The 22,810-nt window shown below is 64.1% G+C and carries 23 protein-coding genes; 14 read left to right on the top strand and 9 right to left on the bottom strand.

The genetic code is table 11. The features are described from left to right. Window positions 1-388 precede the first annotated feature (388 nt). From J7302_RS12465 to J7302_RS12420, 10 genes are all read left to right on the top strand, one after another. Complete coding sequence (locus J7302_RS12465) at window positions 389-1,501, top strand: amidase (protein ID WP_215374656.1); 1,113 nt, start codon at window positions 389-391, stop codon at window positions 1,499-1,501. Between the two features lie 26 nt (window positions 1,502-1,527). Next, window positions 1,528-2,700: an acyl-CoA dehydrogenase family protein gene (locus J7302_RS12460; protein WP_215374651.1), complete on the top strand. Its 1,173-nt coding sequence runs from the start codon at window positions 1,528-1,530 to the stop codon at window positions 2,698-2,700. Window positions 2,701-2,727: 27 nt separating this feature from the next. Next, a complete protein-coding gene (locus J7302_RS12455) occupies window positions 2,728-3,090 on the top strand; it encodes an IacB protein (RefSeq protein ID WP_215374646.1) in 363 nt (120 codons plus the stop codon). Window positions 3,091-3,095: 5 nt separating this feature from the next. Beyond that, complete coding sequence (locus tag J7302_RS12450) at window positions 3,096-3,602, top strand: nuclear transport factor 2 family protein (RefSeq protein WP_215374641.1); 507 nt, start codon at window positions 3,096-3,098, stop codon at window positions 3,600-3,602. 109 nt (window positions 3,603-3,711) lie between these two features. Then, entirely contained in the window at window positions 3,712-4,986 is a 1,275-nt protein-coding gene (locus tag J7302_RS12445; RefSeq protein ID WP_215374637.1) for an aromatic ring-hydroxylating oxygenase subunit alpha, read from the top strand. Between the two features lie 13 nt (window positions 4,987-4,999). Beyond that, window positions 5,000-5,476 (top strand): aromatic-ring-hydroxylating dioxygenase subunit beta, encoded by a 477-nt coding sequence (locus tag J7302_RS12440; RefSeq protein WP_215374632.1) that lies wholly within the window; start codon window positions 5,000-5,002, stop codon window positions 5,474-5,476. Between the two features lie 10 nt (window positions 5,477-5,486). Further along, window positions 5,487-6,227, top strand: a complete 741-nt coding sequence (locus J7302_RS12435) for an SDR family NAD(P)-dependent oxidoreductase (RefSeq protein ID WP_215374629.1) — start codon at window positions 5,487-5,489, stop codon at window positions 6,225-6,227. An 85-nt stretch (window positions 6,228-6,312) separates the two neighbouring features. Then, window positions 6,313-7,272, top strand: coding sequence for a PDR/VanB family oxidoreductase (locus tag J7302_RS12430; protein WP_215374626.1), 960 nt, complete (start codon window positions 6,313-6,315; stop codon window positions 7,270-7,272). Window positions 7,273-7,297: 25 nt separating this feature from the next. After that, the gene (locus J7302_RS12425) at window positions 7,298-7,798 is read left to right on the top strand and encodes a flavin reductase (protein ID WP_215374623.1); all 501 of its coding nucleotides are present in this window, start codon (window positions 7,298-7,300) and stop codon (window positions 7,796-7,798) included. 329 nt (window positions 7,799-8,127) lie between these two features. After that, window positions 8,128-9,405, top strand: a complete 1,278-nt coding sequence (locus tag J7302_RS12420) for an OprD family porin (protein WP_215374620.1) — start codon at window positions 8,128-8,130, stop codon at window positions 9,403-9,405. 133 nt (window positions 9,406-9,538) lie between these two features. On the opposite strand, the gene J7302_RS12415 is transcribed toward J7302_RS12420, so the two are convergent. Continuing rightward, entirely contained in the window at window positions 9,539-10,423 is an 885-nt protein-coding gene (locus J7302_RS12415) for a LysR family transcriptional regulator (protein WP_215374617.1), read from the bottom strand. Between the two features lie 136 nt (window positions 10,424-10,559). On the opposite strand from J7302_RS12415, the gene J7302_RS12410 reads away from it, so the two are divergent. From J7302_RS12410 to J7302_RS12395, 4 genes are all read left to right on the top strand, one after another. Beyond that, on the top strand, window positions 10,560-11,681 hold the full coding sequence (locus J7302_RS12410; RefSeq protein ID WP_215374792.1) for a muconate cycloisomerase family protein: 1,122 nt from the start codon (window positions 10,560-10,562) through the stop codon (window positions 11,679-11,681). A gap of 26 nt (window positions 11,682-11,707) precedes the next feature. After that, the gene (catC, locus tag J7302_RS12405; RefSeq protein ID WP_215374615.1) at window positions 11,708-11,998 is read left to right on the top strand and encodes a muconolactone Delta-isomerase; all 291 of its coding nucleotides are present in this window, start codon (window positions 11,708-11,710) and stop codon (window positions 11,996-11,998) included. A 39-nt stretch (window positions 11,999-12,037) separates the two neighbouring features. Further along, entirely contained in the window at window positions 12,038-12,967 is a 930-nt protein-coding gene (gene catA / locus J7302_RS12400) for a catechol 1,2-dioxygenase (protein ID WP_215374613.1), read from the top strand. 405 nt (window positions 12,968-13,372) lie between these two features. Then, complete coding sequence (locus tag J7302_RS12395; RefSeq protein WP_215374611.1) at window positions 13,373-14,236, top strand: alpha/beta hydrolase; 864 nt, start codon at window positions 13,373-13,375, stop codon at window positions 14,234-14,236. A gap of 331 nt (window positions 14,237-14,567) precedes the next feature. On the opposite strand, the gene J7302_RS12390 is transcribed toward J7302_RS12395, so the two are convergent. The 8 genes from J7302_RS12390 to antC form a co-directional block, all read right to left on the bottom strand. Continuing rightward, a complete protein-coding gene (locus tag J7302_RS12390; RefSeq protein ID WP_215374610.1) occupies window positions 14,568-15,431 on the bottom strand; it encodes a methyl-accepting chemotaxis protein in 864 nt (287 codons plus the stop codon). Between the two features lie 110 nt (window positions 15,432-15,541). After that, a complete protein-coding gene (locus J7302_RS12385) occupies window positions 15,542-16,798 on the bottom strand; it encodes an OprD family porin (RefSeq protein ID WP_215374609.1) in 1,257 nt (418 codons plus the stop codon). A gap of 144 nt (window positions 16,799-16,942) precedes the next feature. Continuing rightward, window positions 16,943-17,638, bottom strand: a complete 696-nt coding sequence (locus tag J7302_RS12380) for an ABC transporter ATP-binding protein (protein WP_215374607.1) — start codon at window positions 17,636-17,638, stop codon at window positions 16,943-16,945. Beyond that, complete coding sequence (locus J7302_RS12375) at window positions 17,631-18,380, bottom strand: ABC transporter ATP-binding protein (protein ID WP_215374605.1); 750 nt, start codon at window positions 18,378-18,380, stop codon at window positions 17,631-17,633. Before J7302_RS12375 ends, J7302_RS12380 begins: the two co-directional genes overlap by 8 nt. Beyond that, on the bottom strand, window positions 18,377-19,396 hold the full coding sequence (locus J7302_RS12370; protein ID WP_215374603.1) for a branched-chain amino acid ABC transporter permease: 1,020 nt from the start codon (window positions 19,394-19,396) through the stop codon (window positions 18,377-18,379). Before J7302_RS12370 ends, J7302_RS12375 begins: the two co-directional genes overlap by 4 nt. Before the next feature lie 10 nt (window positions 19,397-19,406). After that, entirely contained in the window at window positions 19,407-20,318 is a 912-nt protein-coding gene (locus J7302_RS12365; RefSeq protein WP_215374600.1) for a branched-chain amino acid ABC transporter permease, read from the bottom strand. A 66-nt stretch (window positions 20,319-20,384) separates the two neighbouring features. Then, window positions 20,385-21,548, bottom strand: coding sequence for an ABC transporter substrate-binding protein (locus J7302_RS12360; RefSeq protein ID WP_215374595.1), 1,164 nt, complete (start codon window positions 21,546-21,548; stop codon window positions 20,385-20,387). A 232-nt stretch (window positions 21,549-21,780) separates the two neighbouring features. Then, window positions 21,781-22,806 carry an anthranilate 1,2-dioxygenase electron transfer component AntC gene (gene antC, locus J7302_RS12355; RefSeq protein ID WP_215374591.1) on the bottom strand — a complete coding sequence of 342 codons (1,026 nt, stop codon included), beginning with the start codon at window positions 22,804-22,806 and terminating at the stop codon, window positions 21,781-21,783. Window positions 22,807-22,810: the final 4 nt, after the last annotated feature.

Genomic DNA, 22,810 nt, shown 5'->3' with positions numbered 1-22,810 from the left:
TTCTGAGGTTAAAAATCGTCGTTTTTATCTCTAAAAAATACAGCTGAATCTCAATTAAATCGTTCGATTATCGACCGCTTCAAGGGTGAGATTTTTAACGGTGTTTCTTGGGTAGGCATTCGATAATCATTTTCATAATAATCTTAAAGCATTGAAAATTAAGTAATTAATATTAAATTTTAGGTGAATATTCATGTTTTTGAGTGTTACCAAACTGCACGCAATCAGTGCGTTCGAGGGTGAAAATGCACCGAATCTACACATTCATTTTCCTGTGATAATTCAATTGACAATTCACGTAATTATTCCGATTTTAGATTTACGCAAGCCGCCACCGCTTCAAGGTGGGCAAGGCTGATCTGACTCACCGTGTGCAGAGGGGATGAACATGACGATCGTCGTCGAGCAGTTGGCGTTGGGAGGCGAAGGCCGGACGGTGATGGTGAAGGACACTATCGACATCGCTGGCTACCCCACCCGCGCTTCCAGCCGTGCGCTGGACAATGCCCCGGCTGCCTCGTGCCATGCCGATGTGGTACAGGCCCTGCTCGACAGCGGTTGCCGCATTACCGGCAAGACCAGCCTGCATGAACTGGCCTTCGGCACCACCGGGTTGAATGCGTGGGTCGGTACCGCCGAAAACCCGCGCTATCCGGGCCGCGTCCCGGGTGGTTCATCCAGTGGTTCGGCCGCTGCGGTTGCCGCCGGCCTGGCCGACTTCTCCTTGGGTACCGATACCGGTGGTTCGGTGCGGGTACCCGCCGCTTGCTGTGGCGTGTTCGGCCTCAAGCCGACTTTCGGCCGTGTCAGCCGCGCGGGAGTGATGCCGGCACAGACCTCGCTGGATTGCGTTGGCCCGTTTGCCGCCAGCATCGACTTGCTGATCGAGGCGATGGAGATCATCGATCCGACCTTCAAGGCGCTGCCGATCATGGATGGCGTCCGTATCGGCGTGGTGCCGGTCCAGGCCGAAGCGGAAATCCAGGCCGCCCTGGACTCGGTGCTGGAAGCCAGCGGCTTCCCCCTGGATGTTGCCCCGTTGCCCGGTATGCAGGCGGCCTATGACGCCGGGCTGAAGATCATCAACCGTGAAACCTGGGAAGGCTGCGGTCATCTGGTGGAAACCGGCCTGGTGGGCGCGGATGTCGCGGCCCGCTTGCTGGCGGCGCGTGATACCACTGACGCCGAACTGCGTGATGCCGAAGCCTGCCGCGCAGTCTTCAGCGCCGAGGTGGATGCCGCTCTGGCGCGCTGCCCAATCCTCGCCTTGCCGACCATGCCGAGCTACCCGGCGCGGGTGGCGGAAGCCGCCGACGCCCGCGCGGCCATCGGCATGACTGCCTTCGTGCGGCCTTTCAACCTTTCTGGCCACCCGGCAATCAGCGTCCCGTTCGAAGGGCCCTCGAAGCTGCCGGTCGGTCTGCAACTCATCGCCGCCAAGGGCGCGGACGAACTGCTCTGTGCAGTCGCCCGTGAACTGGTGCGGCGCCTCGAACAATAAAACTCATGCCCACCCTGGAGAGCCACATGTCTTCGCTAAGCGAGCTGGATTACCAGCAACCCGCCCCGATTACCGCGAGTGAAGGATTTCAGGCACTGCTTGCCGATATCCGCGAGCGTGCCAGGAACGAGGAATTCGACCGGCAGAAATACATCTCCCAGGACGTCATCGAGCGCTTCAAAAAACTCGGTGTCTACCGCGCCCTGGTACCCACGCGTTTCGGCGGCGACCAGCGCTCGCCGATCGAGTTCTGCCAGATGATCGAGGAGATCTCCGCCGCCGACGGTTCCGCCGGTTGGGTGGCGAGCTTTGGCATGAGTCCGGTCTACCTGGCGGCGTTACCGCTGGACACGCTGAAACAGGTGTACGCCAAGGGCCCGGACGAGGTGTTCGCCGGCGGTATCTTCCCGCCGCAGCCGGCGTCCTTCGTCGACGGTGGCCTGGAGGTCAATGGGCGCTGGAAGTTCTCCAGCGGTTGCAAGGGCGCCACCCTGATCGGTGTCGGCATCAGTCCGCGCAATGGCGAAACCCTCGGCCTGCCGCGCCTAGCCGTGATGCCGCGGGAGAAGGTGAGCATCGAAGAAACCTGGGATGTGGTCGGACTGATCGGTACCGGCAGCCATGACGTGGTGATCGACCGCGTGGTGGTACCGGAGGAGTGGACCTTCGTCCGTGGCGGCGCGGCCAACCTCGATGAGCCAATGTTCCGCTACCCGTCGCTGTCCTTCGCCACCCAGGTGCTGTCCGTGGTCGGCCTCGGCGTGGCCCGCGCGGCGCTGGACTTCCTCAGCGGCATGGCCAGTGGGCGCTTCTCGGTGACCGGCGCCCCGGCCTTGTCCGACCGTCCGCTGGCGCAGATGCAGATGGCCAAGGCCGAGGCCGAGCTGCGTGCCGCCCGCGCCTGGTTCTATGAGGCCATGGATGACGCCTGGCGCAGCGTGCTCGCCGGCGACCCGGTGTCGGTGGAGCAGACCAACCTGCTGCGCCTGTCCTCGACCCACGCCACCCGCGTGTCTGCCGAAGTGGCGCGCACCGCGCAGATGCTCTCCGGCATGAGCGGTGTGTATCGCGAGAATCCGTTGTCGCGCTTCGTCAACGACACCCTGGTGATCACGCAGCACGCCTTCATGGGGGACATGACCTACCAGAACGCCGGCGCGATTTTCTTCGGCAACAAGCCGCTGCCTGGCTACCTGTGAATTTCAACTGACTGATCGGTGATTGTGATGATCGAGAAAAAAGCCCTACGCGTCCTGTTCTGCATGGGGATCAACCAGAACTTCTTCGACGCCCCGCGAGAAGAGCAGCTCCAGGTCTGGGCCGCCTTCAGCCAGATGTGGAATGGCATCCACGACCTTCCCGGCGTGAAGGTGTTCGGCAACATGGACGACGACCAGAGCATGGTCGGCCCGTCCGCCGGTTACCCCTGGACGACCTACCTGCTGGCCGATGTGCCGGACATCGAGACCGTGCACGCCGCCTGCAACCTGTTCCGTACCACCGCAGTGGGTGATAGCCCATACAAGCTGTGGCGCTACTGCAAGATCGAGGCCCGCACCGGCCGCGAATTAATCATCCAGCGCGCGTGACCGCCATGAGCCAAGCCCTCGAACAGCGCCTGCGCCAACTGGAAAGCGAACACGCCGTGCGCACCTGCATGAACCGCTACATGGAGCTGTGCGACGCGCTGGATACGAGCACTCCGCTTGAGGAGTTGGCCGGCCTGTTCACCGCAGATGCTGTGTGGGAAGGCAAGGGCGCCAAGTATGCCAAGAGCTTCGGTGGCTACCAGGGCCGCGAGGCGATCCGCGCCATGTTCGCCGGCTACATGACCGAGCCCGCGCACTTCGCCCTCAACGTGCATTTCCTCTGCTCGGAGCTGATCCGCGTGGAGGGCAGCGCTGCCCACGGCAGCTGGGTGATGTTGCAGACCTCGACCTTCGCCTCCGGCGCCTCGCACCTCAATGCTGCGCGCCTCACCGTGGCGTTCCGCGAAGAGGAAGGGCTGTGGCGCATGGCGCATTTCCAGACCGAGAACCTGTTCAGCCGTCCGGTGGAGGCCTGGAACAGCGACGCGCACCTGCCGGTGCCTGAGAAGTGAAGATGCCTGCCTTCACTTCTGTAGGAGCGAGCTTGCTCGCGAACAGCGCCCGACGGGGCGCCAACAAGAATTTCTGTGAGTCGGTGCCCTGCGCCGACGAGGAGTGATCGTGACCAACCTGATCGAAACTGTAACCCTGGCCAGCTCCCCGGCCGACCTCGTGCAGCACGACCGCGTGCACACCTCGCTCTACACCGACGCCCGCCTCTTCGACGAGGAGCTGGAGAAGATCTTCTACAGCACCTGGGTCTGGGTAGCCCACGCCAGCGAGATCCCCGAGGCCGGCAACTACAAGAGCACCTACATCGGCAAGCAGCCGGTGATCGTGGTGCGCGACCGCAAGAAGGACGTGCACGTGCTGCTCAACCGTTGCCGCCACCGTGGCGCCACCGTGTGCGAGCACAAGAAGGGCAAGGCCGCGAGCTTCGTCTGCCCCTATCACGGCTGGAGCTACGCCCTGGATGGCAGCCTGCGCGGCGTGCCGCACCCGGAGAGCTATGCCGACTGCCTGGACAAAGGCGAGCTGCCGCTGGTGAGCCTGCGTGTCGAGGAATACAACGGCATGCTCTTCGCCACCTTCAAGGACGATATCGAGCCGCTGGTGGATTTCCTCGGCCCGGCGAAGAAATGGATCGACCTGTTCATGAAACAGGGCGCCGGCTACCCGGTGAAGCTGGCGGGCGAGCACCGCTTCCGCTTCCCCGGCAACTGGAAGATCCAGTTGGAAAACACCACCGACGCCTACCACTTCCCGCTGGTGCACAAGTCGTTCCTGTCCTCGGTGGATGAACAGACCCTGGAGCTGTTCGATTTCGTCCAGGGGCCGGGCTATGTCGAAGACCTCGGCAACGGCCACAGCGTGATGGTGATGATTCCCGACCTGGTGGACCTGGAAGCCAACCTCGACCTGCCGATCCCCGAACGCTTCGAGGCCCTGGCCGAAGAGTTGCGCGCCGAAGGTCATGAAGAGCAGCAGGTGCGTCGTATCGTCCGCGCTGTCGGAGGCTCCGGCTTCAACCTCAACCTGTTCCCCAACGTGGCCTGCTCCATGGCCTTCTTCCGCGTGCTGCAGCCGATCTCGGTGAACGAGACCGAGATCCATCATGCGGTGATCACCATGGACGGCGGTCCGGCTGTGGCCAACCGCTACCGCCTGCGCCTGCACGAACACTTCCAGGGCCCCATGGGCTTCGGTACCCCGGACGATTCCGAGGCCTGGGAGCGCGTGCAGAAGGGCGCCCAGGCGGGCGCCGACCTCTGGATCATGCTCAACCGCGGCCTGCCCGGCGAGACGCCGAGCGAGGACGGGCTGATCAGCGACGTGAGCGCCGAGACTGGCATGCGCGCGGCCTATCAGCAGTGGAAAAAGATGATGTCGGCCTGAGGAGAAAATGACCATGAATCTTGAATTGCTCAACCACGTCAGCGCCTTCATCTGGCAGGAAGCGGACATGCTCGACCACGGCGAATTCGACGCCTGGCTCGACCTGTGGACCGAACAGGGGACCTACATCATCCCCATCGATCCTAACGAAACCGACTTCGAGAACACGCTGAACTACGCCTACGACGACCACCACATGCGTCAATTGCGGGTGAAGCGGCTGATCAGTGGCGAGTCCATCTCCACCACTCCGCGTGCCCGTACCGTGCGCGCCCTGTCGCGCTTCCGTGTGCTGGGCGAGGCGGATGGCGTGGTCACCGTGCGCTGCGCGCAGAACCTGCGCGAGTTCCGCAAGGACATGCTCAAGCACTACACCGCCGATGTGACCTTCCAGCTCAAGCGCGAAGGCGAGGGCTTCCGCATTCAGCGCAAGCTGATCCAACTCATCAACTCCACCGATACCCTCGCCGGCATCGGTTACATCCTCTAAGGCGCCGACCATGAGCCAAGTAGCCCTTGTCACCGGCGCCGCGCAGGGACTCGGTAACGAGATTGCCCGAGCCCTGCACGCTGCCGGCTATGCGGTGGTGATCACCGATCTGTCACTGGAGCAGGCCCAGGCTGCGGCGGATCGGCTCGACCCGAGCGGCGACCGCGTGCAGGCACTGAAGCTGGATGTCGCCAGCAAGCGGGACTTCGAGGACGCGCTGGCGGCGGTGCTTGAGCGCTGGGGTGCGTTGCACGTGGCGGTGAACAACGCCGCCATGACGCTGACCACGCCGCTGATGCAGATCAGCCCGGAGGAATTCGACCGGGTCACCAGCATCAACCAGCGCGGCACCTTCGTCGGCTGCCAGGTGTTCGGCGCCCACATGGCCGCTGCCGGTTACGGGCGGATCATCAACATGGCCTCGCTGGCCGGGCAGAACGGCGGCACCGCCACGGGCGCGCACTACGCAGCATCCAAAGGCGCCATCGTCACCCTGACCAAGATCTTCGCCCGTGAGCTCGCCGCCAGCGGCGTCACCGTCAACGCCATTGCCCCGGGACCCATCGAGTCCCCGGCGGTGCGCGCGGCGGTACCGCCGGAGCGGCTGGAGACGCTCATCGAGGCGATTCCGGTGAAGCGTCTCGGCAACGCCGCCTTCCTTGGCAGCCTGGTCGTGCAGTTGGCGTCCGAAGACGCCTACTTCACCACCGGTGCCACCTGGGATGTGAATGGTGGCATCTACATGCGTTGAAGCAAGTGAACCGCATGGCGCCAGTCGCGCGGTTCTGAAAGATCCATAAGAAACAAACAGCACCACAAGGTGCGGGAAGGCCGGTATGAGTGAGCAAGTGTTGAAGCTGGTGGTGCGCAAACGGGTGGAGCAGGGCGAGGGCGTGGTAATCCTCGACCTCGCCGACCCAGCGGGGCAGCCGTTGCCGGCGTTCGAAGCCGGAGCGCATGTGGATGTGCACCTGGCCCCTGGTCTGGTGCGCCAGTATTCCCTGTGTGGCGACCCTGCCAACACAACGGCCTATCGCCTCGGCGTGCTCAAGGACCCAGCCTCGCGAGGCGGTTCGGTCGCCGTGCATGAGCGTCTGCAGGAAGGCAGCGAAGTCGCCATCGGTGCGCCACGCAACCACTTCCCGCTGGCCGCTGACGCCAGCCGCTCGATCCTCATCGGCGGCGGTATCGGGATCACCCCGATGATTGCCATGGCCCATGCCCTGGCCGCGCAGGACAGCCAGTTCGCGCTGCATTACTGCGGACGTTCCCGCGGCCGCACGGCCTTCCTCGACGAGTTGGGCGAAGCCGACTTCGCCGCCTGCGTGCACACCCACTTCGACGACGAGGCCGATGCCCAGAAGCTCGACCTTCCCGCCGTGCTGGGTCGCCCTGAGGCGGGCGCACATGTCTACGTCTGCGGCCCGGCTGGCTTCATGGATTGGGTGATCAGTGAAGCACGCAAGGCTGGCTACGCCGAGGACAACATCCACCGCGAGTACTTTCAGGTGGAGCTGGATGCCAGCGGCAGCGGCTTTGAAGTAGTGGCCTCGCGCAGCGGCAAGACGGTGCAGGTGGCCGAGGGCCAGACCATCGTCGATGCCCTGGCCGGGGTCGGCATCAAGGTCGAGATTTCCTGCGAGCAGGGGGTTTGCGGCACCTGCCTGTGCGACGTGCTCGAAGGCGAGCCGGACCACCGCGACGTGTACCTGACCGATGACGAAAAAGCCGCCAACGACCAGATCCTGGTGTGTTGCTCGCGGGCCAAGTCGAAAAAACTCGTGCTGGATATCTAAGCGCCTTTTCAAAGGAGGCAAGACCATGGTCGATACCACTGGATTCCGTAATGCGATGGCCCTGCTCGGCGGGGCGGTTTCGGTCATCACCACCGACGGTGCCGCCGGGCGCTTCGGCTTCACCGCCTCGGCGGTGTGCAGCGTCACCGACCAGCCACCGACCTTGCTGGTGTGCATGAATCGTTCGTCCTTTTCCAACGGCCACTTCAAGAGCAATGGCGTGCTCGGCGTGAACGTGCTGACCGCCGAACTCAAGGATATCTCCGCCGTATTTGCCAACCGCGAACTGGACTCCGACCAGCGCTTCGCACAGGCCAGGTGGAACACCCTGGAGAGCGGTGCACCGCTGCTTGACGAGGCGCTGGTCAGCTTCGACTGCCGCATAGCCCAGGCCCACGAAGTGGGTTCCCACACCATCTTCTATTGCGAAGTGCTGGGCATCCGCCACGGCAAGAGCCAGGAGGGCCTGGTGTATTTCAACCGCGCCTACCACCGCCTGGGCGACGCCTCGCGCGCGTCCTGCTGATGCCAGGGCCGCACGGTTGCTCGCTCCTGCGATCGGGGTGAGGGGCGGCGGATGTCTTGTAGGAGCCAGCTTGCTGGCGAATGGCCTTTGCGCGGTCTTTCGCGAGCAAGCTCGCTCCTACAGGAGATAACGCTGAGTTTCAGCAATAAGTTCTACCAAAACAATAAAACGAGGGTGCCCGTTACTTGTTCGGGTAGCGGGTTGATTTGCGCCTTTTTGCAGTAAGTGGTCATAAAAACAACACTGCGGATTAACTGCCGAAGTTTTGCCTTTGCGAATTAATCTGCTCCCACCTTATGTGCCTTGCACGTGTAAGAAAGGAACATGTCATGTTTCAGAAAAGCTGGCTGGCTCGCGGTGTTGCTGCTGCGAGCCTGATTGGAATATTCGTGCCGGTTTCCGCTCTGGCGGACTTTGTCAAAGATCGACAAGTCAGTCTTGGACTGCGCAATTTCTATATTGATCGCGACTTCAAGCAGGACGATGCACCCAAGTCGCGGATTGGAAGTTGGACCCAGGGTTTCGACTTTCGCGCCATCTCCGGATATACCGAAGGCATTGTCCAGTTCGGCCTGGATATTTCCGGGCAATATGCCTATCGCCTCGATGGCGGCGGTGGTCGTGGCCCGGACACCATCATTCCCTACGACGACAGCAAGGGTGAGCAGGTCCGCGATTACGGCCGCACCGCGCTGACCGGCAAAGTGCGTTATTCCAGGACCGAGCTTAAGGTCGGCGAGCACCGTCCGATGCTGCCGGTAGCCTTCTACGACGACTCCCGCCAGCTGATCACCACCTTCCACGGCTTCCTGCTGGAGTCACGCGAGGTGGACAACCTGACCCTCACCGCCGGCCGCTTCACCGAGATCAGCAGCCGAGAATCCTCCAACCGCGAGAAGATGTACCTGTTCAACGGCCCGGATATCCAGCGCCGCAGCGATGGCCTGAACTTCGGCGGCGCCACCTATGCGTTCAATCCGGCGCTTTCGGCCAGCTACTTCTACGGCCAGCTGGAAGACATCTACCAGCAGCACTATGCCGGTCTGACCCACAACGCAAACCTCGGCAACGGCTTCGGCCTGAAGACCGACTTGCGCTATTTCGATAACAGCGAGGACGGCAAGGCACTGTACGGGGACATCGACAACCGCTCCTACGGCGTCATGACCACCCTGCGCAAGGGGCCCCATGCCGTGGGCGTCGCCTACCAGCGCATGCTGGGCGAAAGCGCCTTCCCGACGCTGAACGGCTATGCGCCGCAACCCTACCTGGTGAACTGGTCGACCGTGGCCTTCGTCAAACCCAACGAAAGCTCATGGCAGCTGCGCTACGACTACGACTTTGCCGCCCTCGGCGTGCCCGGTCTGCGCTTCATGACCCGCTACCTGCGCGGCACAGGCATCGATCGCGGCAACAACGCCCTGGACCAGAACGTCGAGAGCGAGCGCAACATCGTCGTCAACTACGTGGTGCAGAGCGGGGCGTTCAAGGGCGTCGGTTTCGAGTGGCGCAACATCGACGTGAAGACCCGCTACGGAAACGGCGGCGCATCAGGGCCGGACTACCAGGAGAACCGCCTGATCACCTCGTACACCTTCAAGTTCTGACGGCCGGCTTTGATCTCGGTGATGCGAACTCATTCGTCAAGGGTCGCGCAGCGGCCCCAGTAGGAGATGGGCAGGGCAGGCCGTTGGCCTGCTCGCGAATGAATTTGCCGCCACAAGAGCCGCTGTACCGAGGCTAGTTGCTCCGCCCCTTCGACAGCTCCTCGACCAGCGCCAGGCAATGCTTGAGCGCCGGCGCGGGTTCGCCAACACGGCGGCTGATGACGATGGGCGAGGTGGCCTGGCTTTCCTGCAGCGGCGCGTAGTCGATATCGGAGCGATGCAGCACTTGCACCGAGGCCGGCACCAGGGTGATGCCGATGCCGGCGGCGACCAGGCCGATGGCGGTCTGCAGTTCGTTGGTCCACTGCGCCACCTCGATCTGCAGGCCATAGGCGGCGAACAGCGCGATCACGTGGTCGGCATAGCTCGGCCGTGGGTTGCCGGGGTAGAGCACGAAGGGTTCGTTGGCCAGGTCGGTCAGGCTCACCGGACCCGGTAGCAATGGATGCCCGGCGGGCAGGGCGGCCACTAGCGGGTCGAGGGTAAGCACTGCCTGCTGGATCGCCGCGTCGTCGATGCGGATGCGGCCGAAGCCGATGTCGATGCGGCCCGCCTTCAGCGCTTCTACCTGTTGCAGGGTGGTCATCTCCGACAAGCCCAGTTCCAGGCCCGCATCCCTGCGCAGTCGGCGGATCAGGTCCGGCAGTACACCGTAGAGCGTCGAGGGGGCAAAACCGATGCCCAGCCAGGCTTTTTCGCCGGAACCAATGCGGCGGGTATTGTCACAAACCTTCGCCAACTGCTCGAGCAGGGTGCTTGAGTGCTCGTGGAAAAAACGCCCGGCTTCGGTCAGGCGCAGTGGCCGGCCACGATCCAGCAGGGCGACGCCCAATTCGTCCTCGAGCTGTTGGATCTGCCGGCTCAGCGGTGGCTGGGCAATATGCAGGCGCTCGGCGGCGCGGGTGAAATTGAGGGTCTCGGCGAGCACCTGGAAATAGCGCAGGTGGCGAAGCTCCATGGGGCCTCCGGGGCGGTTTCGGTTCGTTTCTTTCAATACCTGGAAGGTATCGAACTAGACAAACTCTATATTGGATTCCGTTGGGCGAGGTGATCAATATCAAGCACCAGAGGAAAACAACCTGATGGGTATTGAAATGATCCACACCGCGATCGAGTCGCTCGAGGCGATCATCGTCGACTTGCCGACCATCCGCCCGCACAAGCTGGCGATGCACACCATGCAGAACCAGACCCTGGTGATCCTGCGCATCCGCTGTGCCGATGGCATCGAGGGGATCGGTGAGGCGACCACCATCGGCGGCCTGTCCTATGGCAACGAAAGCCCGGACAGCATCAAGACCAACCTGGATCGCCATTTCGCACCGCTACTGGTTGGCCAGGATGCCTGCAACATCAATGCGGCGATGCAGCGCCTGGATCGCGTGATCAAGGGCAACACCTTCGCCCGCTCCGCAGTGGAAACCGCGTTGCTGGACGCCCAAGGCAAGCGCCTGGGCCTGCCGGTCAGCGAACTGCTCGGTGGCCGCGTGCGTGACAGCCTGGAGGTGGCCTGGACCCTGGCCAGCGGCGATACCGTCAAGGACATCGCCGAAGCCGAACACATGCTCGAAATCCGTCGCCATCGCATCTTCAAGCTGAAGATCGGCGCCGGCGAGGTGAGCAAGGACCTGGCCCACGTCATTGCCATCAAGAAGGCCTTGGGTGACCGTGCCAGCGTACGCGTCGACGTCAACCAGGCCTGGGACGAAGGCGTGGCCATACGTGCCTGCCAGATCCTCGGCGATAACGGCATCGACCTGATCGAGCAACCCATCTCGCGCAACAACCGCGCTGGCCAGGTGCGCCTCAACCTGCGCAGTCCGGCACCTATCATGGCCGACGAGTCCATCGAATGCGTCGAAGACGCCTTCAACCTGGCTCGCGACGGCGCGGCCCCGGTGTTCGCCCTGAAGATTGCCAAGAATGGTGGCCCGCGCGCCGTGCTGCGCACCGCCTCGATTGCTGAAGCGGCCGGCATCGGCCTCTACGGTGGCACCATGCTGGAAGGCAGCGTCGGCACCCTGGCATCGGCCCATGCGTTCATCACGCTGAACAAGCTGGCCTGGGATACCGAACTGTTCGGCCCGCTGTTGCTGACTGAAGAGATCGTCAGCAATCCGCTGCAATACCACGATTTCCAGCTGCACGTTCCCGCGCTTCCTGGCCTTGGCCTGGAGCTGGATGAAGAGCGCCTGGCGCATTTCCGTCGCAAGTGACAACTGCCTGAGGAGGAGAGCAAACCATGCTGTTCCACGTGAAGATGACCGTGAAGCTTCCGGTCGACATGGACCCCGCGAAGGCGGCCAGACTCAAGGCCGACGAGAAGGAACTGGCTCAGCGCCTGCAGCGCGAGGGCAAGTGGCGCCACCTGTGGCGCATTGCCGGGCATTACGCCAACTACAGCGTGTTCGACCTGGCCAGTGTCGAGGAGCTGCACGATACCCTCATGCAACTGCCGCTGTTTCCGTACATGGATATCGAGGTCGACGGTCTCTGCCGCCATCCGTCGTCGATTCACGAAGACGATCGTTGATCGTCTCGCCACCGATAACAACAAGATGAGGACCCAAAGATGACTATCAAACTGTCCAACACCGAAAACGTTCAGAAGTTCTTCCAGGAAGCCAGCGGCTTCAACAACGATCTGGGCAGCCAGCGCATGAAGAAGCTGGTGAACCGCATCCTGATCGACACCGTGAAGATCATCGAAGACCTCGAAGTCACCACCGAAGAGTTCTGGAAGGCCGTTGACTACCTCAACCGCCTCGGCGCTCGCCAGGAAGCTGGCCTGCTGGTCGCTGGCCTGGGCCTGGAGCACTACCTCGACCTGCTGCTGGACGCCCAGGACGAGCAGGCCGGCCTGACCGGCGGCACTCCGCGCACCATCGAAGGCCCGCTCTACGTGGCCGGCGCCCCGATGTCGGAAGGCGAAACCCGCATGGACGACGGTACCGATCCGGGCACCGTAATGTTCCTCCAGGGCCAGGTGGTCGACGTTGACGGCAAGCCGGTAGCCGGCGCCGTGGTCGACCTGTGGCACGCCAACACCAATGGCACCTATTCCTACTTCGACACCACCCAGTCCGAGTTCAACCTGCGCCGCCGCATCGTCACCGACGCCGAAGGCCGCTACCGCGCTCGCAGCATCGTGCCGTCCGGCTACGGCTGCCCGCCGGATGGCCCGACCCAGGAGCTGCTGAACCTGCTCGGCCGCCACGGCAACCGCCCTGCGCACATCCACTTCTTCATCTCCGCACCGGGCTACCGTCACCTGACCACCCAGATCAACCTGTCGGGTGACGAGTACCTGTGGGACGACTTCGCCTACGCCACCCGCGATGGCCTGGTCGGTGACATTCGCTTCGTCGACGACGCTGCCGCAGCCAAGGCCCGTGGCGTGGAAGGCCGCTTCGCGGAAATCGACTTCAACTTCCAGCTTGCGCCGGCCCTGACGCCAGAGCAGGAAGCGATCCGCGACCGCGTTCGCGCCCTGAGCAATTGAGTTGAGTTGACCGACGGGGGAGGCTGGTTCCCCCGTCTGCTCCTTGAGCCGGCCTTCGGGTCGGCTTTTTTGTGGGCGGGATTAGTGTTCGGGCGGGCTTCCCTCACCCCAACCCTCTCCCCAGGGGAGAGGGGGCTGTCCGTGCAGGATGGGTTGCTTCAAGTTTTCCAGCGAGAGTCACCCCTCCCACCGGGAGAGGGGCAGGGTCGGGCCGCGTTCGGATGAGGGAAAGTGGGCCATGCAGGGACTTGAAGTGACACGCCGTTGCGAATGAATTTGCCCCTACAGTGGCCGTCCCCCGCAGGCCCTTCCACACGAACTAGCTGGATAGCCATCCCCAACTATCAGGATTTCGGACATTCGCTGGCTGCCGCCTAATCGGTTGGACCTAACCAGGAGCATTCCATGACCGCCCCGACCACCCTAGCCGATCTGGCCGCCTACTTCGACGTTCAATACAACGCCCGCGCCAGTGTCGATGACTTCGACCAGTATCCGCGCCAGTACCGTGCGCTCAGTGACGCGGCCCACGCCAGCCTGCCCTGCTTCAAGGATGTGGCCTATGGGCCGGGAGCCGGTGAGCGGCTGGATATCTTCCCCGCCAGCCGCCCCGACGCGCCGGTGCTGCTGTTCATCCATGGTGGTTACTGGCGTGCCCTGTCCAAGGCCGACTCCGCTTTCATGGCGCCGGCGCTGACGGCGGCGGGAGCCTGCGTGGTGGTGCTGGACTACGACCTGGCGCCGACAGTGACGCTGGACCATATCGTCGACCAGGCCCGTCGGGCACTCGCCTGGCTCTACCTGCACATCGGTGAGTTCGGCGGCGATCCGCAGCACCTCTACGCCAGCGGCAGCTCTGCGGGCGGACACCTGGCGGGTATGTTGCTGGCCGGCGGCTGGCAGACTGAATACGGCGTACCGGCGACGGTGCTGCGGGGGGCGCTGCCCATCAGCGGCCTGTTCGATCTGCGGCCGCTGCTGCTGACCCATATCAATGGCTGGATGAACCTCGACGAAGCCGCGGCGATCCGTAACAGCCCGGCCTTCCAGTTGCCTGCCGAAGGCGGTGAGCTGGTGGTGAGCTACGGTGCGCTGGAGACCGAGGAGTTTGCCCGGCAGTCGGAGGAGTACCTGGCTGCCTGGACCAGCCAGGGGCTGCCCGGCCATCTCGTCGCGACGCCGGGCAAGAATCACTTCGATGTGGTGCTGGAGCTGGGGCAGGCGGGTACGCCGCTGTACCAGGCGGCAATCGAGCTGATGGGGTTGTAAGTGGCGGGATTTGCTGTGGGGGCGATTTCAATCGCTGAGCAGGCCGCAGGTCTGCCATCCGGCCTCGTGGGGGCCAGCTGCGCTGCCCTTGGCGAATGAATTGGCTCTGTCCCAGTTAAGTGTTGTCACTGGCTGGCTCCCTGGTAGGAGCCAGCTTGCTGGCGAACGGGCGCATTTCGCGAGCAAGAGCTCGGCGTCCCCCTCGCTCCTACAGGGCTCTCAGCCCGACCGTCGATGGCTAGCAACAGCTAACGCCGACAGAGCCAATGAATTCGCCCCCCACAGTAAAAGCAGCCCCTTGGCAAAGTCAGGTGCCGCGGGCATCGTCGATTCAGTCCAGCAGCTCCCTCAACTGCCCGGTGATCCGCTGCTTCTCATCGAGGCGCAGCATAATGCGCTGGACGATCTCGTAACGCGCGGTTGCGACGGTCTTCATTTCAACCAACGCCTGCAGCGCCAGGTCGGACTTGTCCAGGCCGGCCCGCGTCGAGCCGTCTACCTGCCGCAGTCCGGTGCGCGCATCTTCTGATGCTGTCTGAAGGCCGCCGACGATCTGCCGGATCTGTTCGCTGGCCTCATTCGCGCGACGCGCCAGCTGGCGTACCTCATCAGCCACCACGGCAAATCCGCGACCTTGTTCACCGGCACGTGCAGCCTCGATGGCCGCATTGAGGGCCAGCAGGTTGGTCTGCTTGGCAATCTCCTGGATGCTGCCGACGATGGAGCCGATGCGCTGCGACTGGTCGCTCAGGTCATTGAACACCTCGGTGATGTGGCCCATGTAGTCAGCGAGCTCGCTGATCGAGGTCTTCGAGTCCTCGATGCTCTGGGTGGAGAGCTTGAGGCTCTCACCGGCCTGGCGGGCCAGTGTGTTGGCCTGCTGCATGTCCGCCTCGCTGTCGGCGATAGCGCCGCTGAGTTCGGCCAGACGGGAGAGGAGTTGTTCGAGGGGCAGGGCGAGCGCCTGCGCCACGGGGAGATCCACAGGGGGTGGTGGTGCGGGTAGCGCCTCCGGGGCTGGCTGGATAACCGGTATCTCGATTACCTGGGCGGGGAGGCGGTGGTAGAGCAGCCCTCCGCAGGAGGTGCAGGCGATGGCCAGCGCCAGCGGCCAGGGGCTGGCCAGCAGCCAGGCGGCGAGCATGAACAGGCCGCCGAGGCAGAGCATAAAGGCAGCCAGGGGTTTTCGGGGCATGGGGATTTCCTTGTCGGGCAGGGACTATGGGCGGGACACCCGTGGGGGCGAATTCGTTCGACCCCACGGGTGGAGCAGGCCGTGCCGTGGCCGGGCGGCGGCACGCGGTCCTAGAACAGTGCCAATGTGTAATTGAGGATCAGGCGGTTTTCGTTGATGTCGGTGCGGTAGTTGGAGCGCGCAGTGACGTTACGCACGCGCACGCCCAGCCCTTTGAGGGCACCGCTCTGGAACACGTAGCCGATGTCCAGGTCGCGCTCCCAGTCCTGGCCTTCGAAGCCTTTGCCGGTGTCGACGTTGTCGCCCGTGATATAGCGCAGGGTGGTGGTCAGGCCGGGGAGACCGAAGGCGGCGAAGTCATAGTCGTGGCGGACCTGCCAGGAGCGCTCGTCGGCCGAGGCGAACTCGTAGGTGGGCACTTCGTTACCCAGCGGGGTGACGTTGGCGAACACCCGCGGGAAGCCCTGGCCGCCGAACATGCCCTGGTAACCGACGAAGAAGGTGTGCCCGCCGCGCTTGGCCGAGAACAGCGAGTAGAAGGCCTGGTTGTCCAGTTCGCCGATCAGCTGCTTGCCGTCTTCGGCCGAGTCGTAGAAGCCGAGGTTGGCACCCAGCACCCAGTCGCCGACGGCTTCGCTGTGCTTGAGGCTGATCAGGCGCTGGTTGTAGATGTCCTCCAGTTGTGCGTACCAGGCACCGACCGTGGTGCGGTTGGCGTTGAAGGCGTAATCCGCGCCGGCGTAGTTGAAGGCATCGCTGGTGCCCTGGCGCTGGGGCTGGTAACCGACGATGGCCTGCATCTTGTCGTCGCCGGCCTCGTTGCGCAGGCTGGTGGAGACCAGGTGGCCTGCTTGCAGGGTCAGCCCTGCGATTTCATTGGAGATGACGCTGGCGCCCTGGTAGGTGGGTGGCAGCAGGCGGATGTCGCTGAAACTCAGCACCGGCAGGTTGGGTTGCAGTTCGCCGACCTTCAGCTCGGTCTTCGACAACCGCGCCTTCACGGCGGCGCCCACACGACTGTAGTCATCGGCGGCACGGCCGTCGTCCTGCACGGGCAGCAGGCCGGTGTTGACCCGGTCGGGGCTGCTGTCGAGTTTCAGGCCGAGCATGCCGATGGCATCGACGCCAAGGCCGATGGTGCCCGGCGTGTAGCCGGACTTGAAATTGAGGATGAAGCCTTGGCCCCACTCCTCGGCCTTGGACTGCTTGCTGGGGCCGACGATGTCCGAGTAATCGCGGCTGAAGTAGTAATTGCGCGCCTGCAGGGTCGCGCTGGAGTCTTCGAAGAACCCACCCTCGGCCGCGACGGCGGACAGGGGAAGGGTGGTGCACAGCATGAGCGGGAACAGTCGGGTGTTGTACGTCATCGCAAGGCTCTTCTTTTTCTGGTTTTGAGATGAACGCCCAGCCGCAGGCCCGCCGCCGGACGCGTGGCCGGTGGCAATGGTCAGTGACGGGACGGTGGGCCGCCCGGCCCGCTTCCTCCCCGGGTCGGGCGGAACGGGCGGCGGTCAGACGCCCAGGTAGCGGTGCGACAGCGCAGGTTCCGCGGCCAGTTCGTCCGGCGTGCCCTGCCAGACCTGGCGGCCTTTCTCGATGATGTGGTGGCGGTCCACCACGCGCGCCATTTCCTTGAGGTTCTTGTCGATCACCAGAATGGTCTCGCCCTCGGCCTTGAGGGTGGCCAGACAGTTCCAGATGGTCTCGCGGATGATCGGCGCCAGGCCTTCGGTGGCCTCGTCGAGGATCAGCAACTGCGGGTTGGTCATCAGCGCGCGGCCGACCACCAGCATCTGCTGCTCGCCACCGGAGAGGGTCCTGGACAGCTGGTCCTGGCGCTCTTCCAAGCGTGGGAACAGCTGGTAGATGCGCGCCAGGTCCCACTTGCCGGCGTTGCCTCGGCTGGCCGTGGCCAGCAGGTTCTCGCGCACGCTGAGGGTGCCGAACGCGCGGCGGCCTTCAGGCACCAGGCCTAGGCCGGCCTGGGCGATGCGGTAGGGAGTGGCACCGCGCATTTCCTGGCCATGGATGCGGATGCTGCCGGCGTTGGGTTTGAGCAGGCCCATGATGGATTTGACCGTGGTCGTCTTGCCCATGCCGTTGCGGCCGATCAGCGATACCACCTGGCCCTGTTCGATCCTCAGGTGCATGTCGAACAGCACCTGGCTCAGGCCGTAACCGGCCTGCAATCCACTGACTTCAAGCATGTTCTTCCCCCAGATAGGCGGCGCGGACCTGCGCATTGTTGCGGACCTCATCGACCGTGCCGGTGAGGATGGTCTGGCCGTAGACGAGCACGGTGATGCGGTCGGCCAGGGCGAACACTGCATCCATGTCATGCTCCACCAGCAGGATCGCGTAGCGGCCCTTGAGCTCCTGCAGCAGTTCGGTCATGCGCGCGGACTCCTCCGCACCCATGCCGGCCATGGGTTCGTCGAGCAGCAGCACCGAGGCTTCCTGGGCCAGCGCCAAGGCCAGTTCCAACTGACGGCGTTCGCCGTGGGACAGCTCGCTCACCAGGTCTTCGGCACGGTGGCCGAGGCCGACCCGCTGCAGATAGCCGCGTGCCGGCTGCATCAGGCGTTGGTCGCGGCTGAGCGGGTTCCACATACCAAAGGTCCGGCCCTCGCGGGCGGCGATGGCCAGGGCGAGGTTCTCCAGCAGGCTGAAATCCGGGTACAGCTGGCTGACCTGGAAGGAGCGGGCCAGGCCCAGGCGCGGCCGCTCGTGGGCGGGGATGTCGGTGATGTCCTGCCCGGCGAAGAGGATCTGCCCCTTGTCCGGGCGGATTTCCCCGGCGATCTGCGAGATCAGCGTGGACTTGCCGGCGCCGTTGGGGCCGATGATGGCGTGCAGCTCGCCGGCAGCCAGTTCCAGGTTGGCGCCGTTGGTGGCTTTCACTGCGCCGAAGGCCTTCTCCAGGCCGCGGATCGACAGTTGTGCGCTCATGGGTGCACCTCGCGGGTGGTGGCGACCGAGGCGGCCTTGGTGGCCGGTTTGCGCGGCTTGGCGCCAGCCAGCAGGAAGCCGTAGACGCCCTTGCGGCCGAACAGCACCACGGCCAGCAGCAGCGGGCCGAAGATCAGCATCCAGTGCTCGGTCCACAGGCTCAGCAGTTGCTCCAGGCCGAGGTAGACGGCTGCGCCCAGCACCGGGCCGAGCAGAGTGCCGACGCCGCCGAGGATGACCATGGCCATCAGCTCGCCGGATTTCTGCCAGGCACCCATGTCGGGGCTGACGAACAGCGCGTAGTTGGCCCAGAGCACACCGGCCAGGCCAGCGCCGAGGCCGGCGATGACGAAGGCGGTGAGGCGGTAGCGCAAAGGCTTGAGGCCCAGGCTGACGGTGCGTCGCTCGCTCTGCTTGAGCCCGCGCAGGACGAAGCCGAAGCGCGAGGCCACCAGTCGGCGGCAGAACAGCAGCCAGGCCACCAGCAGGCCCACGCACAGGTAGTAGAACTGCGTCGGGTTGTTCATATCCAGACCTGGCAGGCTGTTGCGCTCGTTCATCAGGATGCCGTCGTCGCCGCCGTAGAGGGACAGGGATCCGAGGATGAAATAGAGCATCTGGCTGAACGCCAGGGTGATCATGATGAACTGCACGCCGCTGGTGCGCAGCGACAGGTAGCCCATGACCAGGCCAAGCAGGGCGCACAGCAGCAACGCCAGCGGCCAGACCAGCAAGGCGCTGTTGCTGCCCTCCCAGCCCCACAGCGGCATCATCTGCGAGGTGTGGAAGGCGATGATGCCGACCACGTAGCCGCCGAGGCCGAAGAAGGCCGCGTGGCCGAAACTGACCATGGCGCCATAGCCGATCAGCAGGTCCAGGCTGGCGGCGGCCATGCCATAGATGGCCAGGCGGGTGAACAGGCTGACCAGGAAGGGTTCATCCAGCAGTGCCGCCAGCAGTGGCAGCAGCGCGAAGGTGGCCAGGCAGGCCAGGTCGATAAGCAGTCGACGGGACATGGGATTCTCCTCAGGCACGCGCCGGCAGCAAGCCGCGCGGACACACCAGCAGCACCAGGGCCATGACGATGTAGGCGCTCGCGGAAATCAGTCCGGCGCTCAGGGCGCCACTGACCTCGGCGGGCAGCAGTTGGTCGAGCAGCGGCGGGATATAGGCGCGGCCCAGGCTGTCGACCATGCCGATCAACAGGGCGCCGACCAGCGCGCCGCGGACCGAGCCGACGCCGCCGACGACAATCACCACGAAGGTGGTGATCAGTACTTTCTCGCCCATGCCGATCTCCACCGACAGCAGTGGGGCGGCCATGAAGCCGGCGAGGCCGCAGAGCACGCAGCCGAAGACGAACACCAGGGTGTAGAGGCGCGAGATGTTCACGCCAAGGGCACCCACCATCTCGTGATCGTCGGCCCCCGCGCGGATCAGCATCCCCAGGCGGGTGTGGTTGATCAGCAGCCACATGCCGAGGGCGACCAGCAGGCCGGCGGCGATGAACAGCAGGCGGCTGACCGGGTACATCAGCCCTGGCAGTACCTCGACGAAGGCGTTGTACCAGTCGGGCGTCGGCATGGCCGGCGGGCTGCGGCCGAACACCAGGGTGACCAGTTCGTTGGTGAAAAACACCACGGCGAGTGTGGCCAGCACCTGGTCCAGGTGGTCGCGGTTGTAGAGACGGCGGATGATGCCGGTTTCGATCACCAGCCCATAGAGCGCGGCGCCGGCCAGCGCGGCCAGGCCGCCGAGCCAGAAGGAGCCCGTAGCAATCGCGGTGTAGGCCGCACAGAAGGCACCGACCATGTAGAAGGCGCCGTGGGCCAGGTTGATGACGCCCATGATGCCGAAGATCAGCGTCAGGCCGGAGGCAAGCAGAAACAGCAAGGCGCTGTATTGCAGGCCATTGAGAAGTTGTTCGAGCAACAGCATGGCAAAGGTCCTACGCGGGGCCCGCCGCCGGAGGGGGGCGGCAGGCGAGGGGACATCAGCGGAGGGTTACAGCGCGCACTGGGCGGCGTAGCTGTCCACCTGGGCCTTGGCGATGGTCTTCACCGGGACTTCGGTGAGCTTGCCGTCGGCGCCGGCCTGGACCTTGAGCAGGTGCCAGTCAATCACCGCGTGCTGGTTGCTGCCGAAGCGGAAGTCACCACGTACCGAGTCGAAGCGCGCCTCGCGCAGGGCTGCGCGGAAGGCGTCCGCATCCTTGAGGTTGCCGTTGGTGGCCTTGAGCGCCGAGCCGATCAGCCGTGCGGTGTCGTAGCCCTGGGCGGCGTAGACGGTGGGCGCGCGGTTGTACTTCTCGGTAAAGGCCTTGATGAAGGCCTGGTTGGCCGGAGCGTCGGCCTTGGGGTTCCAGCCGCTGACCACGTTCACGCCTTCGGCCACGTTACCGGTGGCGCTGAGCATGCGCTCATCCATGGAGAAGATCGGCACCACCATCGGGATGCTCTTGCCGAGGCCCGCGCTGCCGTATTGTTTGGCGAAGTTGATGCCGGCGCCGCCCGGGTGGAACTGGAATACGGCGTCTGGTGCCAGGGCGCGTACGCGGGCCAGTTCGACGGAAAAGTCCAGCTGGTTGAGCTTGGTGTAGATCTCGGTGACTTCACCCTTGTAGGTGCGCTTGAAGCCGGCGAGCGCATCGCGACCAGCCTGGTAGTTGGGGGCGAGAATGACCATCTTCTTGTAGCCCAGGTCGTTGGCGGCGACGCCGGCCATCTCGTGGGGTACGTCGTTCTGGTAGGAGGCGGCGAAGTAGTTGGGCTTGCACTGCGCGCCGGCGAGGTTGGACGGTGCGGCGTTGGTGCTGATGTAGAAACTGTCGCCTTTGGTGGCGCCGTTCACCACGGCGGCCAGCACGTTGGAGAACATCACGCCGGTGTAGAGCGAGATGCCGTCCAGGCTCATGCGGTCGATGATCTGCTTGCCGCGGGCGGGCTGCAGCCCATCGTCTTCTACCACCAGCTCCACCGGCACGCCACCGAGCTTGCCGTCTTCCTGCTCCATGGCCAGGCGGAAAGCGTCGCGGGCGTCCTCGCCGAGGTAGCCGGCGGGTGTCGACAGCGTGGTGATGAAACCGATGCGCACAGGGTCCTGTGCCAGGGCGGGGAGGGAAGAGGCCAGTGCGGCCCCGAGCATCGCAAGGTTCAGGGTGTTTTTCATGGTTACCGCCTTGGTGGCGCAGTGCCGCGTGACTCGGCCTGCTGATTGTTGTTGGTGGGCAGTGGGTGAAGCGGGTGTCGCAAGGCTTGTTGTTGTGGCTACAGCGGTTGGTCGTAGGAGCCAGCTCGCTGGCGAATCCGTGGTGCGTTAGCGTGTAGGAGCGAGCTTGCTCGCGAAGAGTTGGGACGTTCGCCAGCAAGCTGGCTCCTACAGTGGCGATGAGCCTTGGCCTTCAGCTATTGCTTTCGGTGAACTTCTCGAAATACAGGTGACCGTTGTCGATACCGTTTTCGGTGAGCCAGGTCTTGACCGACTCGACCATGGGGGGCGGGCCGCACAGGTACATGTCGAACGGTGCTTCACGCAGCGCGGCGGCATCGAAGTGCTGGGGTACATAGCCACGCTTGCCATCCCATTGCTGGTCTTCGTCGCTGATCACCGGAATGAAGCGGAAACCCGGAATACGCGCGGCATAGCCCTGGATGCGTTCCAGTTCGCACAGGTCGGCCACCTGGCGCACGCCGTAGAACAGATGTACGGGCTGGCCGCAACCGCCGCCTTCTGCGATTTGGTCGAGCATGCCGAGGAAGGCCGAGAGACCGGTTCCGCCGGCCACCAGGATCAGCGGTTTCTCGATGTGGCGCATGTAGAACGCGCCCAGCGGAGCCTCGAAGCGGATTTCGTCACCCACCTTGCAGCGCTCGCGGATGTAATTGCTCATCACCCCGTCCGGCAGCAGGCGAATGAGGAACTGCAGCTTGTTCGCGGCGTTGGGGCGGTTGGCGAATGAGTAGGAGCGCTTGGCGTCGGTACCCGGTACCTGCAGGCGGGCATATTGCCCCGGCAGGAAGTCCAGCTGCTGACCGTCGACACCGGCATCCAGGTGGAGGATGGCGGTGGTCGGTGAGACCTGCTCGACGTGGGTGACGAGGCCTCGCTCTTCCTCCGGCTTGGCTGCAGAGCAGAGCGACGAGTCGAAGTCGAAGTAGAACGACGCATCGGACTGCACGCGGGTCTGGCAGGTGAGGATCTTGCGCTGCTCCAGGTCCTTGGCCGACAAGGCCTCTTCGTCCACGTAGTCCATTGCGTAGCGACCGGATTCGCAGCGGCCCATGCAGGTACCGCAGACGCCCTCGCGGCAGTCCAGCGGGATGTTGATGCCGTTGCGCAGGGCGGCGTCGAGCAGGATCTCGTTGCCTTGCACGGGGAAGAACAGGGTTTTGCCGTCGGCAAAACTGAAGGCGACCTTGTGGTTCATGGCG

Origin of the sequence: Metapseudomonas boanensis (assembly GCF_018704125.1) — a bacterium.
GTDB classification, from domain to species: domain Bacteria; phylum Pseudomonadota; class Gammaproteobacteria; order Pseudomonadales; family Pseudomonadaceae; genus Metapseudomonas; species Metapseudomonas boanensis.
The sequence above is the reverse complement of the archived record's forward strand: the minus strand, read 5'-3'. Positions and strand labels throughout refer to the sequence as shown.

Excerpts from the sequence above, each read along its gene's own strand:
- J7302_RS12455 (WP_215374646.1), top strand. The coding sequence starts at position 2,728 with ATGATCGAGAAAAAAGCCCTACGCGTCCTGTTCTGCATGGGGATCAAC.
- J7302_RS12440 (WP_215374632.1), top strand. The coding sequence starts at position 5,000 with ATGAATCTTGAATTGCTCAACCACGTCAGCGCCTTCATCTGGCAGGAA.
- antC (WP_215374591.1), bottom strand. The coding sequence starts at position 22,806 with ATGAACCACAAGGTCGCCTTCAGTTTTGCCGACGGCAAAACCCTGTTC.
- J7302_RS12420 (WP_215374620.1), top strand. The coding sequence starts at position 8,128 with ATGTTTCAGAAAAGCTGGCTGGCTCGCGGTGTTGCTGCTGCGAGCCTG.
- J7302_RS12380 (WP_215374607.1), bottom strand. The coding sequence starts at position 17,638 with ATGCTTGAAGTCAGTGGATTGCAGGCCGGTTACGGCCTGAGCCAGGTG.
- J7302_RS12395 (WP_215374611.1), top strand. The coding sequence starts at position 13,373 with ATGACCGCCCCGACCACCCTAGCCGATCTGGCCGCCTACTTCGACGTT.
- J7302_RS12430 (WP_215374626.1), top strand. The coding sequence starts at position 6,313 with ATGAGTGAGCAAGTGTTGAAGCTGGTGGTGCGCAAACGGGTGGAGCAG.
- J7302_RS12390 (WP_215374610.1), bottom strand. The coding sequence starts at position 15,431 with ATGCCCCGAAAACCCCTGGCTGCCTTTATGCTCTGCCTCGGCGGCCTG.
- J7302_RS12460 (WP_215374651.1), top strand. The coding sequence starts at position 1,528 with ATGTCTTCGCTAAGCGAGCTGGATTACCAGCAACCCGCCCCGATTACC.
- J7302_RS12415 (WP_215374617.1), bottom strand. The coding sequence starts at position 10,423 with ATGGAGCTTCGCCACCTGCGCTATTTCCAGGTGCTCGCCGAGACCCTC.
- J7302_RS12435 (WP_215374629.1), top strand. The coding sequence starts at position 5,487 with ATGAGCCAAGTAGCCCTTGTCACCGGCGCCGCGCAGGGACTCGGTAAC.
- J7302_RS12450 (WP_215374641.1), top strand. The coding sequence starts at position 3,096 with ATGAGCCAAGCCCTCGAACAGCGCCTGCGCCAACTGGAAAGCGAACAC.
- J7302_RS12360 (WP_215374595.1), bottom strand. The coding sequence starts at position 21,548 with ATGAAAAACACCCTGAACCTTGCGATGCTCGGGGCCGCACTGGCCTCT.
- catA (WP_215374613.1), top strand. The coding sequence starts at position 12,038 with ATGACTATCAAACTGTCCAACACCGAAAACGTTCAGAAGTTCTTCCAG.
- J7302_RS12365 (WP_215374600.1), bottom strand. The coding sequence starts at position 20,318 with ATGCTGTTGCTCGAACAACTTCTCAATGGCCTGCAATACAGCGCCTTG.
- catC (WP_215374615.1), top strand. The coding sequence starts at position 11,708 with ATGCTGTTCCACGTGAAGATGACCGTGAAGCTTCCGGTCGACATGGAC.
- J7302_RS12375 (WP_215374605.1), bottom strand. The coding sequence starts at position 18,380 with ATGAGCGCACAACTGTCGATCCGCGGCCTGGAGAAGGCCTTCGGCGCA.
- J7302_RS12385 (WP_215374609.1), bottom strand. The coding sequence starts at position 16,798 with ATGACGTACAACACCCGACTGTTCCCGCTCATGCTGTGCACCACCCTT.
- J7302_RS12425 (WP_215374623.1), top strand. The coding sequence starts at position 7,298 with ATGGTCGATACCACTGGATTCCGTAATGCGATGGCCCTGCTCGGCGGG.
- J7302_RS12410 (WP_215374792.1), top strand. The coding sequence starts at position 10,560 with ATGATCCACACCGCGATCGAGTCGCTCGAGGCGATCATCGTCGACTTG.
- J7302_RS12465 (WP_215374656.1), top strand. The coding sequence starts at position 389 with ATGACGATCGTCGTCGAGCAGTTGGCGTTGGGAGGCGAAGGCCGGACG.
- J7302_RS12370 (WP_215374603.1), bottom strand. The coding sequence starts at position 19,396 with ATGTCCCGTCGACTGCTTATCGACCTGGCCTGCCTGGCCACCTTCGCG.